Genomic DNA, 16,921 nt, shown 5'->3' with positions numbered 1-16,921 from the left:
TAAGCCGATCGTCGATCAGTCAGCGTAATCTTTCCCGTTCAGACTGTCGACGACTGATTCCTGCCAGCCGGTTAAAATGGCTTTCATTTTCTTCAGCCTCTGCGGATCGACTTTTGACAGATCATGTTTTTCGTCTGGATCTTTCTCCAGATCGTAGAGCGTATATTTGGGTTTCCCCTGTTTGGTTTCCATTTTCAACAGTTTGAAATTGCCGTCCACTAACGAAGCCGCTCCGGGCAGTTCTTCTCTGGAATACTGCTTCTTGAGGCTGCCTGCGTCGGCATCGGGCACGGGACCTTCTGGATTGGGTTGCCCTGGTTTCTGTTGTTTCTGCAATGCGATCAAGATGTCAGTACTGCGTTTGGGATGCCCTTTCTCCGGGTAGGTCCAGAAGCCCATCGGCTTGTCTCGCGCTGTCATCTCCCCTTCGATTAATGGCAGCAGACTGATTCCATCCAGTTGAGGCTGATGCGAAACTTTCGCGCCAGTGATTGCCAGGACAGTGGGATAAATATCAATTGTACCGCAGGGCACATTCGAGACTTCCGGTTTTTTAATGACCGCCGGCCATTCAATGAGGGAAGGCACACGGACGCCCCCTTCCCAGAGATTGCCTTTGAATCCAGCCAGTCCGCCGGTCGCCTGAGAACGTGCCGCTTCCGTTTTGAACCGGGGAGGCCGCGGTCCGTTATCGCTGGTAAACCAGAGCAATGTATTTTCCGCCAGTCCCAGATCTCTCAGTTGGCGACGCAAATGTCCCATGGCCCGGTCCACGCCGCTGATCTCACCAAAATAGTTCTGGAAGTCAGGTTTCTGATCGGGATAGAGGTCTTTCAGTTCTGAAACTGCTTCATGAGGTGTATGTGGATTCCCAAACCAGATCACTGCGAGAAACGGTTTTTTGTCTTTGTCAGCCTGTTTAATAAAGTCCAATGCCGCATCAACGGTCACGCGCGAGCTTTCCCCCTCGAGCTGCTCAACAACGCCATTGTGACTCATATAAGGGTCGTTTTCGTAAAAGTTAGGGCTGGAGACCCATTCATCGAACCCACTGTTTCCGGGAGAAACCGGACTGTTCGCCTGCACGGAACCCAGGTGCCATTTCCCGAAATGCCCGGTCGTGTAACCGACTGATTTCACCGCTTCGGCGACGGTGACTTCCTGAGGTCTGAGCGTGTGCCCCCAGCTGAAGCAGGCAAAACGATTCGGGTGTCTGCCGGTAAGGAAACTGCCTCGCGTGGGTGAGCAGACCGGAGCAGCCGCATAAAAGCGGTCCAGCCGCAGACTGCTGGCAGCCATATCATCCAGATGAGGTGTTTTCAGAATGGGATGCCCCATAAAGCCGGCTTCGCCCCAGCCCTGGTCATCGGTCATGCACAAGATGATATTCGGTTTTGCGGAGTTTGATTCCGCCGCGTGCAGCAGGGAACCTGGTCCCGTCAAACAGACAACCAGCAGGAGAGTCAGAAATCGAAGTGGAAATTTCATTTCAGGCCTCGGAGATGCAGAGATTTCGCGGAAAACGGGCAGGAGTCAGTAATTTATCCTGTCCCAAATCGGGTAGTGCGCCAAGGAATTTCGGACGCTGCAACCGAAATTTCCTGAAAGTTCCTGCACCAGACTCAGATGACGGGCCGCGGGACAGCCTGCATCTGCCCCCCAATGGCGCCGGGAAAGGTCTGATTTGCCAGCTTCTTGATTGCATCAGTCCGACCTGCTCGGCTATACTTCCCGGTGTGCAGCTGACCTTCCTCTGACCTGACTTCGAGTGCTCCCTGTCAAAGCAGGATCGTGTTGCGTCTGGAGGTACTCATTGAGGAATGACTTCCACGTAACTGCTGATCATCTGAATCGACCGCAACCAGAAATCAAACCAGAACAGAGGAACACGATCCAGTATGAACCCGGCAAAACACAATGGTCCTTATTTTGTCGGCATTGATATTGGTGGGACGAATGTCAAAGTCGGCATCGTCGACGATGCGGGACAGTCGCTGGCATTCTGTAAGACGAAAACCGAAGTCGATCAGGGTGTTGAAGCCGGTCTGAAAAACATCTACCAGGCAATCACGGATGTGCTTTCAGACTGCCAGTTTACGATGGACGACATCAAAGCCATCGGCATTGCCACTCCCGGAACGATGGATATCCCGGGCGGGAAACTGGTAGATCCACCTAACCTTCCCACGTGGAAAGGTTTTCCGATCCGCCAGACGGTCAGTGATCATTATTCGGGAAAAAAGACGATCTATCAAAATGACGCCAATGCCGCCGCTTACGGCGAATACTGGATTGGCGGAGCACGTGAGGCACGCAGCCTGGTACTCTGGACTCTGGGCACAGGCATTGGTTGTGGTATTATTATAGATGAGATGATTATTGAAGGTCGTCACTCCCACGGGGGTGAATGTGGTCACATGATAATCCAGATGACCAACGGCCGGTTGTGTGATTCGGGACAATATGGAACACTGGAAGCTTACTCTGGCGGGAAATCACTGGTCCGCCATTGTCAGGAGCTTTTGGATGCAGGCCGCAGCTCGCTGCTGCATTCAATGATTGCGGGGGGAGAAAAACTGACCCCCCTGTTAATCTCAGAGGCGGCGGAACAGGAGGACGAACTGGCAATTGAATTGATCATGGAATCGGCGATGTGCCTGGGCGTAGGAACCACAACGCTCATGCATACGATTGATCCGGACATGATCCTGTTTGGCGGTGCCGTCACATTCGGAGGCAGGGACTCTGAACTCGGACAACGCTTCATGCAGCGGATTCGAGACGAAGCCAGACAGCGTGCCTTCAAGGTCCCTTACGATAACACGATCATCGACTTTGCAGAACTTGGCTCCGATGCAGGTTACATCGGTGTCGCCGGCTGTGCCCGCCTGGCCTGCCGCAAAGAAGAAACAAATGATAAAAACTGATCCGGACCAATCGTCGCGGATTGTCTTTCATAAGAAAACGAGATTCCTTTTATGGCTACAGACCCCCGTCTGATTCGAAACTTTTCGATTGTCGCTCACATCGATCATGGCAAGAGTACGCTGGCAGATCAGCTGTTGCTGCAGACCGGTGCCATCACTCAACGCGAATTCAAAGCACAGATCCTGGACGACCTGCAGATTGAGCAGGAACGCGGGATTACCGTCAAAGCCCGCACCGTTGTCATTTATCATGAATACAAAGGTGAGAAATACGAACTCAACCTGATCGACACGCCCGGCCACGTCGACTTCCATTACGAAGTCTCCCGCAGCCTGGCAGCCTGCGAAGGCGCGCTATTGCTGGTCGATGCTTTCCAGGGTGTGCAGGCACAGACTGTGGCGAATGCCTATGCCAGCATCAATGCGAACCTGGCCATCATCCCGGTCGTGAATAAGATCGACCTGCCTGTCACGCGCATTGATGAAGTGCTGGAAGAAGTCGAAACCGTCATCGGACTTGACCCTTCTGACGCCTTGATGGTGAGCGCCAAAACCGGCATCGGTGTCAGAGAAGTTCTGGACGCAATTGTCGAACGCATCGCTCCCCCTGATGGTCAGGCAGATGCTCCACTCAAAGCGCTGGTGTTCGACAGCAAGTACGACCACTACCGTGGCGTTGTGACTTATGTGCGTGTGGTTCAGGGAACGATCGAAAAAGGACAGAGCGTTGTGCTCATGCGGGGCGGTGCCAAGCTGGACATCATCGAAATCGGCCAGTTCACACCTCACATGAAAGCCGTCAAATCACTGGGACCTGGCCAGGTAGGCTACCTCGTCAGTGGTGCGAAAGAACTGGATAGCGTGCACGTGGGGGATACGATCGCCAATCCGCGAAATCTTCCCGAAGCGCCGCTGCCCGGTTACCAGAAACCGCAACAGATGGTGTTCTGCGGCATGTACCCGATTGAAGCGACCGACTTCGAAAAGCTGCGGGAAGAGTTATCAAAGTTGAGCCTGAACGACGCCAGCTTCAGCTTCGTTCCGGAAACCAGTGACGCGCTGGGCTTCGGTTTCCGCTGTGGCTTCCTGGGCATGCTGCATATGGAAATCATTCAGCAGCGACTGGAGCAGGAATTCAATATCGACCTGCTGCAGACCGCACCGAACGTGACCTATGAAATCCTGGAACGCAACGGTGAGGTTCTGCATATCGACAATCCACAGGATGTCCCCGATGCCAGCCGCATCGATGAATTCCGTGAACCGATCGCGCTGGTTACCTTCATTCTGCCCGCTGAAAACATCGGCACGATGATGCAGCTGTGTGCGGATCGTCGAGGCATTTACAAAAACACAGAGTACTTGGGAACGAATCGCGCGCAGCTGATTTACGAGCTGCCTCTCGCTGAAATCGTGTACGACATGTACGACCGCCTGAAGAGTGCCACCCGCGGTTACGGCACCATGGATTATGAAATCCTTGGCTTCCGGCCGGCTGACCTCGTGAAGATGGACATCCTCGTCAAAGGGGAAAAGGTCGACGCACTGTCGACCATCGTGCACCGTTCGCAGTCAGAACGTCGGGGACGTGCACTGGTGAAACGCCTGAAGGAAGAGATCTCCAAGCATCAGTTTGAAATTCCTGTCCAGGCTGCCATCGGCGGAAAGATCATTGCCCGCGAAACGATTAAAGCCCTGCGTAAAAATGTGACCGCGAAATGTTACGGCGGCGACATCACCCGTAAACGAAAATTGTGGGAAAAGCAGAAAGAGGGCAAGAAGCGGCTCAAACAGTTCGGCCAGGTTGAAATTCCACAGAAGGCGTTTCTGGCCGTGCTTGACGCCACCAAGGATGAGTAATCCGAACGACTTCTGTTTACTCTACCTGTTCGAGCAGCGCTTCCAGTTCTTTCGTGCAGGCTTTCATCGAGATGACGGCCTGCTCGAAGTTGGTATGCAGTGACGCCTCCGGTGCATCGATGGCAAACTGATCGGTGGCTTTGCGGAGCTTGCTGATTTTTTTTCGCAGCATCTTCAGGTAAGCATCGGGATCATCCACGCGCGTTTCCAATGCACGACATGCATCGAATACGGCCCGGACAATGTGGCTCAATTCCGGAAAGTCTTCCACTTCTTCACTGTGCTTGACAAACGTCCGCACCATCCAGGCATGCGACAGAATAACCTGGCTGCGTTCGACGGCCTGCTCTTTACTTAAAGACATCTCGCATCTCTACCCTGATACCCAACCGCGATTTTCCCTGGCACGGAGAACAACTCACCATAAAGTGTTTCCGTGCGCTACGCCTTGAAAATTAACGGTTCGTGGAATCTGTTGCAAGAGTCGGGAATGAAAGTGCCAGCTTCGAGTGGCTTCCAATTAAATTGCCTGGGTAAAATCGTCGCCGTTGTAATACTCGTAGAACAGTCGACCAATTTCGTCACTTAAGCGCGAGAGATATTCTTTCTTGAACTTGGAGAAGGTAATCTCCGAAGTCGCCCGTGGTGCCCGCAGAGGATAGAAGGAGGTGATTTCTTTGCTGTAAAGTTTTTCGCCTTCACCAGCGTCATCCATTTCATAAACGGTGACCATCCCTTCCGCACGCCCGCGGTAGAGGTCGGAACTGTTTTCTTCATACAGGCTGTATTTATGCAGCTCGACATGAATGACATACGTCACGTCGAAAGCTTCGCCGATTTCTTCGGGTTTGTCCCAGTCCGGGTTCTCATCCAGCCAGGCACGAATCCGATCGGGATTCACCACTTTGACGCCGTGACTGTGCAGGCGGAACGTGGTGTACTTCGCCAGATCGTTGTGGATCCCGTCAAAGTTATACTGCAGTTCCAGAGGTGCATAACAGACAATGGCAACCGTCACATCTTTATCCGTCAACGACTTCTGTGTCTGAACATCAAAGTCAGGCTCGATGGAAGGAGGACCGCCAATCAGATAGCCGAGGAGAATAAAATAATTACAGCCTGTCAGTGACGTGCAGAGTACACAGACCAGCGCCAGCTTTGTGATGGTCTGAAAAAACTGTTTCACTACAGATTGTTGATATGAAAAAATTGTCATCGTGTGATCCTTCACAACTCCGAAATTAGACTGTTTCCAGTTTTACTGTAGCGTCTCCAGGTCTATTGGGACCTGAGTTTATTAAATTGACAGACGCTCTGGTTAATTGTGATGTGTTCTGGTTTCTGGTCATTTCATCCTGCGATCAGATCGGATCGCCTGCATGATAGTTATAGAAGAAGCGACCAATCTGGTCAGCAATCCGATCCAGATATTTTTTCCTGAAGACGGTTGCCGATTCCTGTTCAATCGATACCGGCATATGGCTGGGGTACTCTGACGTGTATTCCACATCAAAGATCTCCAGTGCCCGTTTGATTCCATCAATGTCCTGAACCTGATAGGCCGAGATATGTCCGAAGGCCTTGCCTCTTAACAGATTGGGGCTGTTTGGTTCGCGGTAATCGAATTCGTCAATGTCGACATGGATGACATAGTCGACATCAAAGTTTTCCGCGAGCTCATCGACATCGTTCCAGACACCGCCGTTATCATCCAGCCAGGTGGCGACTTCTCCGGTATCCATGACTTTGATATTTTCGCGTCGCAGTCGGTACGTGACCTGCTCCAGCAGATCGTAATTCAACGAGGGATAATCGGAGCGAATCGATTCCGGTGTCGAGCAGACCACCAGGACTTTTTTCTGATCTTCGATCAGGTCGATTTTCGTCTGCTTGGTGAATTCACAGGTTAACAGCGGGTCACCAAAAAACATTTTGCCCGCCATCACATACAGCGAGCAGCCGCTGATACTTACCGAAACCAGCAGTAGTAATACGACGGCGCAGCACCGCTGGTGGAACCAGTGTTTGTGATCGTTCGTCATAATATTTCGCATCTTTCAGCCATCCTTGGCTTGAACCGCAGAGAGTTTTCGAGATTGGATATTTTTGAAGGGAAAGGAAATCTCGCCGGGAATCCAGTGAGATCTTATTTTAAAAGTTCAGTCGAAATGCCCACTCGATGACAGTAATCGATACCAGACTACAGATCAGCCAGAGCAGACAGGTTTCAGGTTGGGAGACCAGCCAGTATCGCCTGTAATAGACACTGATCCAGGACCAGGGAATCATTACCAGGCAGACGACTGCCAGAATCAGACCGGATGTATTGGCCTGGGCAGACTGACGGATCTGACCTCGAACAAAATGTGAAAAGGAAGTTGTCATCCCACAACTGGGACAGGGAATGGAGAATCGAGTTTTTATAACACAGGGTGCAAAACCAAGTTTTTGATGTGTACCAAATCCACGTGAATCCGGTGTAATCTGAATGGCCACTCCAAAACCTGCGATCAGAAACAGACTCCAGCCGATCAGCAGCAATCGTATTTTCCATCCGATGGGAGTCCCCGGATGCAGATTACGGAATGCTGACAGGAATGAACTGTCTGTCGATTTGGCCGTAGGTTTTAAATTGGAATTCATATTGAGAAATGAGAGAAGCCGATGTTTATCAGTTCTATTATTTTACTGCAAGACCATTTCGAGAAATAAGTCTTTCGCAACAGTTTCTCACCTGTTCTACTGCGGTCCGCTCCAGAGTCCCTGGTAAACTTCGACGGCAGGACCTGTCATAAACACTTCATCGTTGTCGGCCCACTCCAGACGTAAATCGCCGCCTGGCAAGTGGATAAGCACATTTCTTTCTGATCGACCGGTGAGCACTCCCGCGACGGCAGAAGCACAGGCCCCTGTGCCACACGCCTGCGTTTCTCCTGAACCCCGCTCCCAGACACGCATCTTGAGCTCGGCTGGTGAAACGACTTCTATGAACTCCGCGTTCACCCTTCTGGGGAACATGGGATGTACTTCCACCTGGGGTCCGATCCCGTGCACCCAGTGATCATTCAATTCGTCGACGAAAGTGATGCAGTGCGGGTTCCCCATGGAGACACAGGTCACTTCCAGAGTCTGTCCCCCCACTTCCAGAGGTGCGTTGACCGGAGGATCGCCGGGCAGTAACGTCGGGATCTCCGCGCTGGTCAGAATTGGTTTCCCCATATTCACGCGAACCTGGCTGACCTTTGATCCTGCGAGTTCCAGGTCGAGACTCAAAACCCCCGCGCCAGTTTCGATCTTCAAGGTCTGCTGTTTTGAGATGCCATGATCGTAGACATACTTGGCAACACAGCGCACGCCGTTCCCGCACATTTCCGACTCGCTTCCGTCTGCGTTGAACATCCGCATCTGTGCGTCTGCTTTCTCGGAAGGGCAGATCAGAATCAGTCCATCGGAGCCGATACCGGTATGGCGATCACTGACCGCGATGGCCAGGCTGGCGATATCGTTTGGCAACGTCTCTTCAAAACAGTTGACGTAAACATAATCGTTGCCGGCACCATGCATTTTCGTAAATTTCATCGTCGATCTTCTATTCTCAAATTGGGATTCAGTCAGTCTCGGTTTTCGTTAGTCAGTTGATTCCGGAGTCTTCAGCCCCAGAAAGATACTGCGACGGAGTGCATTGTCGCGCCCCGAGAATTCATCTTCGTTTCCAGGCAGGATATTTTCCAGTGTCGTCGCCATCATATGAAATTTGGCGTCGATGTCGTCTGCATAGTGCACCAGTAATGCTTCCGGTGTATGCGGCGCAATCGGCGAGCCCCACTCCGGCAAATTCTGATGCGATACAATCATATGTTCCAGTCGCAGCAGGGTCTCAGGGTTAAGACCCTCGATCTGAGTCGCATGTTCGCGAACCAGATCCCGGCCCAGCAGAATATGACCGATCAGACGTCCCGCAGCAGTATAACGGGACCCGTGAGGTCGATATTCCAGTTCCGTCAGTTTACCGATATCGTGCAGAATTGCACCGGCCACGACCAGTGATTTATTCAGGGGGGGCTGCATCTGCTGATAATAGGCCTGATACTTGTCCGCCAGAAAACATGCCGTTTTCGTCATGGACAACACATGTTCCAGATAACCACCGGTGAACGCATGGTGATTTTTGCTGGCGGCGGCGATCGTTTTGATCTGATCTTGATACTGCTCCAGAATGTCCAGGACCAGTTTCTGCAGCGGGAGCTCGGTAATCTGCTCGCGGGCAATTGCCGTCAACTCTGCGAACATCTCTTCGCTCGAAAAGCGGGAGCGCGAAAAGTACAGACCCGGATCAAAGCCGTCTGCAGCATCATCTTCATTGATCGGACGAATCCGATCAATATCCAGCTGAGGGCCGTATTTGCTTTCATCATAACGGGCACGAACTTTATAAAACTCTCCCTCGGCCCAGTTGGATTCGCAGTCGTCAAACCAGGGGGTGTCGCTCCAGACCATGGCGGTCGCCGTGAGTGCATGATCGCGAAACTGCACGCGAAAGTATGGCTTCCCGTCGCGGGTTGTCGCACGTTCGCGGGAAACCAGTAATACGAAACTGTCAGCAAACTGACCAGGTTCCATTTCACTCAACAGCATTAATTGGCGCGATTGATTCATGCAGAAGTCCCTTGGAAGTTGAGTCCGAAAATAAGAGCAAACTTTATTTTAGGGTCGAACGCCAGCGAGTGCAAAACAGTCTGTTCACCAGCCTGCGGAAATCAGGACAAAGCAGTCCATTTAATGTTTCAGAAAATGTCTGCCTGTTATCCCCTGGATTAAGGGAAATTCCAACTGGAACGGCTGGATTTACAGTAGAATAAAGTGGTATAATGCCGTTACTTACAAGAAAGCGTAAGATTCAATACGCTCCAGCCCAAAATGCATCTCGGAAAAAATCTGGTTCCTGCTATAATACCAGCAGCGAAAGAATGGTGCAGAGGCTCGCTGATTTCTGGAGCATTTTTGAGACTCGGGACCTGTTTTCGCCGATATCAAAATATTCAAAGGTTTGGTTACCAACTATATTTTTAAAACTGGAGACACATTTCCATGGCTGTCACAATTACTGAAAATGCTTCCAAAGAACTGAAGCGGTATATGGAAGACCAGAACGTCGCCGAGGGTTCACACTTGAGAATCGGAATCGTTTCTGGTGGTTGCAGTGGATTCCAATATGATTTCCGCTTTGTTGATGATGTTGATGCAGAAAAAGACAATATGTCTGAGCAACACGGAATCAAAGTAGTCGTCGATAAGAAGAGCGATCTCTATCTGGACGGTACGACCCTGGACTACTACGAAAGTCTCGAAAAACGCGGGTTCACTTTCGATAACCCCAACGCCGTTAAATCCTGTGGTTGCGGCAGCAGTTTCTCTGCCTGAGCGGGTTCATCCCCCTCTGCAACACAGATTTGCGATTGATTGAGACATGGAAAGATTTTACCGAGGAGCAGAGAATGCTCCTCGGTTTTCTTTGTTTTAAGGCCGCACTTGTTTACAGTAATAAGTGATCGGAACCTCTTGCTCAGAGTCCGGTTTCCGGAGAGACCGTCCACAGGGAATGAACTCGTTTTTCAGTCGTCAACGAACCTCATGCCCTGTTCACTCTGGATGCATCCGGAGTGAATGATTCAGACAAGCACTCCGTCATACTGGCCACTTCCAGAAGAGAATTCAGGCAGCGAAGTTGTTTCTACAGCAGGAATCGTCTCTGAAGTGCAATTCAAATTATCATTATTGGAACAACAGACTAAGGAAATAAAACCATGAAACTGGAAGGGCGAAATGCGCTCGTAACAGGGGCTTCCCGGGGAATCGGACGAGGTTGTGCAATGGAGATGGCCAAAGCAGGGGCCAACGTTGCCATCAACTACCGCAGCCATCCTGAGGAAGCAGAAGAAGCGGCTGAAGAAGCTCGCTCGTACGGCGTCAAGGCCATCACGATTCAGGCCGATGTTTCCGACCAGGAATCGGTCGAAGCCGCAGTCGCGAAGGTCGCTGAAGAATTTGGCAGCCTGGATCTGTTTGTTTCCAACTCTGCCTACAGTGATCGGGAACTGATCCTGGAAGCGGACATGGAAGGTTTTCGACGGACCATCGATGTTACCATGTGGGGTGCTTTCTTCGGTGTGCGGGCCGCAGCCGGCCAGATGGTAAAACAGGGCAAGGGTGGTTCGATCGTAGTCATCAGCTCGCCTCACGCGGTCATCGCCATTCCGACCTCAGCAGCATACAACATGGCCAAAGCTGCCATCGATCATATGTCGCGAACTGCTGCCATCGAATTTGCCCCCCATAAGATTCGCGTCAACACCGTGCATCCCGGCTGGATTGACACTCCCGGTGAACGTAAATTCTTCACCGATGAGCAATTGCAGGCCGGTGCGGAAAATATCCCCTGGAAGCGTCTGGGCATGCCTAACGAAGTCGGCAAACTGGTCACGTTCCTGTCCAGCCCTGATGCGGATTACATGACAGGCGGCACCTCGACCATCGATGGTGGAATCAGCCTCCCCTGGTGGTCAAAGCGTTCCGAGGGGGGACAGTAAAACGAACTGATGAGGACACGCAAACCAACCTGATTTCCGTCAGGGGTAGAATCTCTCAACCCCTGATTTCATAAAGACTTCAGGTTGGTCTAGTCCTTTTATTCCCCATCAGATACACTATCAGGACACCGCCACAAAATTGTGTGTCTGCTTATAATAATGGTCTACGCTTCTGATTTTCTCGGTTAATCACTAAGATCAGCCCCTGAAATGCGAACATCACAGATACGTAGACCAGCCAAGGAGTTCCTGAGGATCCGGAAATGACTGAGAGTCAGAATAAAATCGAATTAAGAAATCCGGCGGTTGCCGCGATTCTGGCATTCCTCATTCCAGGTGCAGGACACTTCTACCAGGGAAGAACATTCAAAGCGGCCATCTACTGCTTCTGTATTCTGAGCACCTTTTTCTGCGGCATGGCTCTGGGTGACTGGAAAACCGTGTATTATCAATCGCGTGAGGGAAAACGAAACCTGGGCTACTTCGCGCAGGTTGGCGTAGGTCTGCCGGCTCTTCCTGCACTAATCCAGACACGACGTTACAACAAAATGGCCTCCCCCAATAATGTTGCACGGCAGGGCGTGGATGACAGTTTTTTTGAATCGCACCCCTATCGCATGGAACTTCCTCTGGAAGCCCCCTTCCAGGGAACCCTGCTCGATCGTGGCGATGATGGCAATAACATCAACGGCAAACTGGACGGTTACATCAAACTGAAAACCATTCCCGGTGAATTCGGACCTGAAGTCTCAGGAACCTTCGAAGGAACCCTGGACAACAAACCGATTGAGACGCTGCATCTCGCAGATCCTGTGGGGATTGGATTACCTCTGGGAGGCGATCAGAACCGACCTCTCGAATGTGCAGTCGTGCGTGAAGTTAACGGCAGACGTACTGATACAGGCCACATCGAAGGCTCGATTCCCCGTTCGTTTCTGAACTGGTTTGAGATGCCGTTAACCGACCATGAACTGGATGATATCAATAAGAAATTAGGGAAACGTTATGAATTTGCTGTCGTATTCACCTGGATTGCCGGCCTGTTAAACCTGCTGGTGATCTGGGATGCCTTTGAAGGCCCTGCGTACGGCAGAGGTGATGACGAAGAGATGAAACCGGATGACAAACAGCCGGAACCAGTCAAATCCTGAGCCGGTAAGGCCCGCCAAACCGCCTGGATGACGCGTTTCCCGTTAGTATAATAATAGGTGTAACAAGAAATGACCGTATCACTACTTTTTGCTAATCAGGTTAATGCGGTCGTGTATCTGATTCCGCTGCTGGCAGTGATCAGTCTGGTCTATAACGCCACGCGGTATGAGATACCACAAATCATCATTCAGCGTTCGATCAGGTTTTTTTTCACATCTGTGATTATCATGGGAGCATTGATGACTTTACTGGCTTTGCTTTCATGGAATTTGTGAACAGGCAGGCACCAGTTTTCTGCACCGGTTCTCTTCCGGTTCCCGCCATGCTAAAGTTTGCAGCAGAAACTTTTTGACTTGCTAAAAAAACATCCTCATTTATTTATATTCAATTGCACTTTAGGCAAATGTAGCACATACTCAGACGATTGCGGGGTTATGGATTCCCTTTCTGCAATTGCGAGGTTGGGATAATTTTATGCAGACTAATGGATTTGCACTGACAGAAATCGTAGATCTGGCAGATCACACAGATCTGTTTGAACTATTAGATAATGAAAGTGTTTATACACTCTCTCACCAGGGTTTCAGCGCCGGTTTTTCCAGCGTGAAAGCAATCAGTCGCTCTACGGGCATCGAAACACGCCGCCTGCTGCAGCCGGATCTTTCACCACTCGATATCGCCACCGCGATCGCAGAAAAACTGCAACTGACCGTTGGCTTTGACTGGGCAGACTGCCCGGCCATTCTGCTGTGCCATTCGCATACCCGCAACCAGTCTGCCCGCCAGTTGTGCGATCAGCTCTCCGAAAAACTGGGTGTCCCCGCCGATCGATTCATCGCGTTAAACTATGGTTGTGTTGGATTTGTCGAACTGCTGAACCGGGCATCCCAACTGCTGCAGGATCAGCCGGCCGGCGTGCATATTCCCCTGCTGACTGTCGAGACTCCCGAACACTGGCACGATTCTTCAGACAAGGCATTCTGCGGCATCGTCTCTGCCGGAGCGACAGGTACCACATTGTGGCGTGGCCCCGGGCATTCACTGCTGCATGTCGAAACATCAACCGAATATATTCCCGAAGAACGCCGCAAACCGGATGTGCCTCTGTTCTGGACCGAACAGGGAGACATGTACGACTTCCGGGGACAGCCGGAACACAAACTCGTGATGCACATGGATGGCGAGTCGGTATTTCTAAACGGCGTCGATCTGATGCTCGAAGCCTGCCTGAAATCTTATCAGGAAGTCTCCGGTACGACGGATCGCATTCTGATTGCCCCGCATCAGCCCAGCGGTAAACTGTTGAAGGCCATGATCGCAGCTGCGAAGCAGGTTCCCATCGCCGCCGACTTCCTCAACAATCTGCCGAACTATGGGAATTCGATCTCATCAACCATCCCCACGATTCTGGCGCGACTGGATGAAGTGGTGGAGAATAACGATCATGCCCCTGTGAATCCGGGAGACCTGATTCTGCTGCCCGCAGCAGGCATCTGCATGGATCGCCTGACCGATTCCATGTGCATCGGTCGTGCGGCTTTGAGATGGCAGCCTGGTCGTTACCGAAGCGAAGCGTAAGCCTTACGCGGCTTCGCGTTCAGCACCACGCGTACCAAAGGCTTCGCGCCCTTCGATGATCGAACCTTTGTCGAACCGTTTCCCAAAGTAAAGCGCCTGCGCTGAAGCGTCACTGAGCACGGTTTCCGCGTCTCCACTGACCAGCACCTGACCGGCAGAGATGATATAACTGCGGTCGGTAATCGTCAGCGTTTCCCGTTCCCGGTGGTCGGTCAGCAGAATGGAAATGCCATCATCACGCAGGTCGGCAATGATATCCTGAATATCGTGGATCGTCACCGGGTCGATCCCGGTAAACGGTTCATCGAGCAGAATCAGCTCGGGAGAACTGGCCAGGCAGCGGGCAATTTCCAGACGTCGTCGTTCCCCCCCGGAAAGGGTGGAAGCAATCTGTTTCCGCTTCGCCGTCAGACCAAACTGATCCAGCAGCCGGTCGACTGTTTCGTGTCTCTGTTTGCGGGTTACATCCAGGAATTCGAGAATGGCGTAGATGTTCTGCTCAATCGAAAGCTTGACGAAGACGCTTTCATCCTGAGGCAGGTAGCCCATGCCTTGCCGGGCCCGTTTATACATGGGCCAGCTTGTTACGTCGGTCCCTTCGAGATAAACGCGGCCTTTCGTCGGAGCAACCATCCCACAGGACATGCGGAAGGTGGTGGTTTTGCCGGCACCGTTCGGTCCGAGCAGCCCGACGATCTCGCCGCGCTCCACGTAGAAGTCGACACCATCCACGGCTCGTTTGCCGGGATAATCTTTCACCAGACCCACACATTCCAGTAATGCCATCGTACTCGTCCTCCTTGACGAAACCGCAATCGAAACTCACAAGGGTGACGATTCTACTAAATTATGCCAATCGGCTGAATATCGATTTTCCACCCATAGGGAAAGCGCGATATGAGCTTACCGAATGCGTTTCATCCGGGAAAAATTAGGATAAAAGGGGACGGAAAGCTTGGCATACGGGTCATCCGGATAGACGCCGGGGCGCGTCTGATGATAGAAAAACCGTTTGAACGGGCCGGCACTGGGCGAGTAACCATGTCCATCATTCATAAACGGAATTCCATGAGGCCAGTAGATCATGAAGGCTTTTCCAACCAGGGCAGAACGGGGAACGGCGTGCCGATGTTCTGCCTGACGCGAATTCCCCCAGAGCCGACTGTCGGCACTGCGGGCGGAGTTATCACCCAGCACAAAAAACTCGTCGTCGGACATTTTATCAAACCGGACCTGCTGACGATGATCTTCGTACTGACGACTCCAGGCAGCAGGATCCCACAGTAACTCCCATAAGTGCCTGCGGTCGCCGGAGTATTCCTGATTCTGATAATACTCATCGGCGCGATAATAAATGTCACGCTGCAGCATCAGATGTGAAAGGGTGAAATCGATTCCGACCCCCGTTACTCCCGCCGGCGCCAGATCTCCATCGCGGGGTGCCGGCGACACGGGTGGCTGATATTCCGTCGCGGTTCCCAGGTCGACGGCAGAACCGTTCACCCACAGACAGAGCCGCTGGTCCACATTCGCAAACATGACGGAATAGCCTCCCTTCCCTTTGAGCGCCGTCTCAACAGAAGTCAGTTCGGTTTCGACTGGCTCGGGGTTGGGGAAGTCTTCTACATAATAGAGTCTGGCCTGACCTGTTTTTACATCAAAGCGGACCCGGTAATGTCGGTCGCCGCGCATCAGCTCTACCAGAAACTCACCTGCTTCCGACTGGATCTCGACATCAAAGCTGAGTGTCAGATCGCCGACCCAGAACGCCGCATCGTACGCAAAGGCCCCGGAAGAAGACCCGCCTGAATAATTATTATACGCGGTGTAATCGCTGATCAGTCGTGACTGCGGGGGTGAAGAGAGCATCGTCTGCGTGAACAGCTCTGGATTTTCCTGCAGTAATTCCCACTCCGACTGACGGGGTACGATATGCTGATAGCGGAGCCATTCCAGCTTGTCAGCTTTGGCTGCTGTGCCTTTGAACTGATAAGCGCGTGCTTCACGATCCAGTTCCCAGACAGACTCCTTGAGATTTTCATAGCGTGTCTCAACCGGTTTGACCTGCTGCATGGGAGACCAGCGCTCAGGCCAGCCGTACTCCAGAATTTCGCGAGGCGGGTAGTCATCATCGTAAACGAGCTGCTGCACCGTCAGCTGTTTGTTTAAATTGTCTTTGCGAAGAATCTGAAACGGATCTTTTTCATTTTTACGAGCGTAGACATCCCCGCGGGAAATCTGAATTTCTTCACCCGGCAGCCCAACCAGTCGTTTGATATAATTCGTCTGAGCGGCTTCGGGATATTTGAAAACAATCACATCCCAGCGACCAGGGTCTCCGTAATCAAAGGGAAATTTATTGACGATGATGCGATCCCCGGTGAAAGGCATGGCGTCCTGCAGGTTTGTGTAATAACGACAGTTCGGACAGAACGCACCGGTGACTTTATTATCGGGAACATAGTAATCCGTCTTTTCAACCAGTTCGTCGCTGGCTCCCACGGCATACTTCACGCCACACTCGGCGCAGTTCAGTTCTTTATGACGACCATACAATGTGGGAGCCATCGAACCTGTGGGAATCACAAATGCTTCGGCTGAATAGGCGCGGAACACAAACGCAAAGACCAGAGCAATGATGATCGATTCAATCGTATCGCGCATCTCATTGTGGCGACTTTTTCCCTGCACCGGTTCTGCATTGTCTTTCTCTACCTGCTCATTCGGAGCTTTTTTCAGTTTTGCTTTTTCAATTTTTTTGGTCATTACTGACAACCTGTCAAATCTAAAATGCCCGGCCACATCTGAATCAAATCT

The 16,921-nt window shown here is 51.6% G+C and carries 16 protein-coding genes; 7 read left to right on the top strand and 9 right to left on the bottom strand.

From position 1 onward, the window contains the following. Positions 1–15: 15 nt before the first annotated feature. On the bottom strand, positions 16–1,488 hold the full coding sequence (locus ACN0YN_RS11420) for a sulfatase-like hydrolase/transferase (protein ID WP_417385144.1): 1,473 nt from the start codon (positions 1,486–1,488) through the stop codon (positions 16–18). A 410-nt stretch (positions 1,489–1,898) separates the two neighbouring features. On the opposite strand from ACN0YN_RS11420, the gene ACN0YN_RS11415 reads away from it, so the two are divergent. Continuing rightward, on the top strand, positions 1,899–2,927 hold the full coding sequence (locus ACN0YN_RS11415; protein WP_417385143.1) for an ROK family protein: 1,029 nt from the start codon (positions 1,899–1,901) through the stop codon (positions 2,925–2,927). 51 nt (positions 2,928–2,978) lie between these two features. Then, entirely contained in the window at positions 2,979–4,787 is a 1,809-nt protein-coding gene (gene lepA / locus ACN0YN_RS11410; RefSeq protein ID WP_417385142.1) for a translation elongation factor 4, read from the top strand. A 16-nt stretch (positions 4,788–4,803) separates the two neighbouring features. Here the strand turns inward: lepA and ACN0YN_RS11405 are convergent, their stop codons facing one another. From ACN0YN_RS11405 to ACN0YN_RS11380, 6 genes are all read right to left on the bottom strand, one after another. Further along, the gene (locus tag ACN0YN_RS11405) at positions 4,804–5,151 is read right to left on the bottom strand and encodes an amidohydrolase (RefSeq protein ID WP_417385141.1); all 348 of its coding nucleotides are present in this window, start codon (positions 5,149–5,151) and stop codon (positions 4,804–4,806) included. A gap of 156 nt (positions 5,152–5,307) precedes the next feature. Beyond that, positions 5,308–6,003, bottom strand: coding sequence for a hypothetical protein (locus tag ACN0YN_RS11400; protein ID WP_417385139.1), 696 nt, complete (start codon positions 6,001–6,003; stop codon positions 5,308–5,310). Between the two features lie 145 nt (positions 6,004–6,148). Then, entirely contained in the window at positions 6,149–6,841 is a 693-nt protein-coding gene (locus ACN0YN_RS11395) for a hypothetical protein (protein ID WP_417385138.1), read from the bottom strand. A gap of 97 nt (positions 6,842–6,938) precedes the next feature. After that, a complete protein-coding gene (locus ACN0YN_RS11390; RefSeq protein ID WP_417385137.1) occupies positions 6,939–7,430 on the bottom strand; it encodes a DUF2752 domain-containing protein in 492 nt (163 codons plus the stop codon). Between the two features lie 96 nt (positions 7,431–7,526). Then, positions 7,527–8,366 (bottom strand): diaminopimelate epimerase, encoded by an 840-nt coding sequence (gene dapF / locus ACN0YN_RS11385; RefSeq protein ID WP_417385136.1) that lies wholly within the window; start codon positions 8,364–8,366, stop codon positions 7,527–7,529. A gap of 48 nt (positions 8,367–8,414) precedes the next feature. Further along, a complete protein-coding gene (locus ACN0YN_RS11380; protein WP_417385135.1) occupies positions 8,415–9,443 on the bottom strand; it encodes a 3'-5' exoribonuclease YhaM family protein in 1,029 nt (342 codons plus the stop codon). Between the two features lie 432 nt (positions 9,444–9,875). Here ACN0YN_RS11380 and ACN0YN_RS11375 point away from each other — a divergent pair, with 432 nt between their 5' ends. The 5 genes from ACN0YN_RS11375 (at position 9,876) to ACN0YN_RS11355 (ending at position 14,104) form a co-directional block, all read left to right on the top strand. Then, a complete protein-coding gene (locus ACN0YN_RS11375; protein ID WP_417385134.1) occupies positions 9,876–10,208 on the top strand; it encodes a HesB/IscA family protein in 333 nt (110 codons plus the stop codon). 383 nt (positions 10,209–10,591) lie between these two features. Continuing rightward, a complete protein-coding gene (locus ACN0YN_RS11370) occupies positions 10,592–11,374 on the top strand; it encodes an SDR family NAD(P)-dependent oxidoreductase (protein ID WP_417385133.1) in 783 nt (260 codons plus the stop codon). A 263-nt stretch (positions 11,375–11,637) separates the two neighbouring features. Then, on the top strand, positions 11,638–12,525 hold the full coding sequence (locus tag ACN0YN_RS11365; RefSeq protein ID WP_417385132.1) for a DUF6677 family protein: 888 nt from the start codon (positions 11,638–11,640) through the stop codon (positions 12,523–12,525). A 69-nt stretch (positions 12,526–12,594) separates the two neighbouring features. Continuing rightward, positions 12,595–12,801: a hypothetical protein gene (locus ACN0YN_RS11360; protein WP_145232004.1), complete on the top strand. Its 207-nt coding sequence runs from the start codon at positions 12,595–12,597 to the stop codon at positions 12,799–12,801. Positions 12,802–13,000: 199 nt separating this feature from the next. Next, positions 13,001–14,104, top strand: a complete 1,104-nt coding sequence (locus ACN0YN_RS11355; protein WP_417385131.1) for a hypothetical protein — start codon at positions 13,001–13,003, stop codon at positions 14,102–14,104. Positions 14,105–14,107: 3 nt separating this feature from the next. On the opposite strand, the gene lptB is transcribed toward ACN0YN_RS11355, so the two are convergent. Together lptB and lepB are read right to left on the bottom strand one after the other, a co-directional pair. Further along, complete coding sequence (lptB, locus tag ACN0YN_RS11350; protein WP_417385130.1) at positions 14,108–14,890, bottom strand: LPS export ABC transporter ATP-binding protein; 783 nt, start codon at positions 14,888–14,890, stop codon at positions 14,108–14,110. A 117-nt stretch (positions 14,891–15,007) separates the two neighbouring features. Continuing rightward, the gene (gene lepB, locus ACN0YN_RS11345) at positions 15,008–16,870 is read right to left on the bottom strand and encodes a signal peptidase I (RefSeq protein WP_417385129.1); all 1,863 of its coding nucleotides are present in this window, start codon (positions 16,868–16,870) and stop codon (positions 15,008–15,010) included. Positions 16,871–16,921: the final 51 nt, after the last annotated feature.

This window comes from Gimesia sp., from assembly GCF_048260065.1.
Lineage (GTDB): Bacteria > Planctomycetota > Planctomycetia > Planctomycetales > Planctomycetaceae > Gimesia.
Note: the sequence above shows the minus strand (reverse complement) of the source record. Positions and strands in the feature narration are given on the sequence as shown.

Excerpts from the sequence above, each read along its gene's own strand:
- ACN0YN_RS11420 (WP_417385144.1), bottom strand. The coding sequence starts at position 1,488 with ATGAAATTTCCACTTCGATTTCTGACTCTCCTGCTGGTTGTCTGTTTG.
- ACN0YN_RS11415 (WP_417385143.1), top strand. The coding sequence starts at position 1,899 with ATGAACCCGGCAAAACACAATGGTCCTTATTTTGTCGGCATTGATATT.
- lepA (WP_417385142.1), top strand. The coding sequence starts at position 2,979 with ATGGCTACAGACCCCCGTCTGATTCGAAACTTTTCGATTGTCGCTCAC.
- ACN0YN_RS11405 (WP_417385141.1), bottom strand. The coding sequence starts at position 5,151 with ATGTCTTTAAGTAAAGAGCAGGCCGTCGAACGCAGCCAGGTTATTCTG.
- ACN0YN_RS11400 (WP_417385139.1), bottom strand. The coding sequence starts at position 6,003 with ATGACAATTTTTTCATATCAACAATCTGTAGTGAAACAGTTTTTTCAG.
- ACN0YN_RS11395 (WP_417385138.1), bottom strand. The coding sequence starts at position 6,841 with ATGCGAAATATTATGACGAACGATCACAAACACTGGTTCCACCAGCGG.
- ACN0YN_RS11390 (WP_417385137.1), bottom strand. The coding sequence starts at position 7,430 with ATGAATTCCAATTTAAAACCTACGGCCAAATCGACAGACAGTTCATTC.
- dapF (WP_417385136.1), bottom strand. The coding sequence starts at position 8,366 with ATGAAATTTACGAAAATGCATGGTGCCGGCAACGATTATGTTTACGTC.
- ACN0YN_RS11380 (WP_417385135.1), bottom strand. The coding sequence starts at position 9,443 with ATGAATCAATCGCGCCAATTAATGCTGTTGAGTGAAATGGAACCTGGT.
- ACN0YN_RS11375 (WP_417385134.1), top strand. The coding sequence starts at position 9,876 with ATGGCTGTCACAATTACTGAAAATGCTTCCAAAGAACTGAAGCGGTAT.
- ACN0YN_RS11370 (WP_417385133.1), top strand. The coding sequence starts at position 10,592 with ATGAAACTGGAAGGGCGAAATGCGCTCGTAACAGGGGCTTCCCGGGGA.
- ACN0YN_RS11365 (WP_417385132.1), top strand. The coding sequence starts at position 11,638 with ATGACTGAGAGTCAGAATAAAATCGAATTAAGAAATCCGGCGGTTGCC.
- ACN0YN_RS11360 (WP_145232004.1), top strand. The coding sequence starts at position 12,595 with ATGACCGTATCACTACTTTTTGCTAATCAGGTTAATGCGGTCGTGTAT.
- ACN0YN_RS11355 (WP_417385131.1), top strand. The coding sequence starts at position 13,001 with ATGCAGACTAATGGATTTGCACTGACAGAAATCGTAGATCTGGCAGAT.
- lptB (WP_417385130.1), bottom strand. The coding sequence starts at position 14,890 with ATGGCATTACTGGAATGTGTGGGTCTGGTGAAAGATTATCCCGGCAAA.
- lepB (WP_417385129.1), bottom strand. The coding sequence starts at position 16,870 with ATGACCAAAAAAATTGAAAAAGCAAAACTGAAAAAAGCTCCGAATGAG.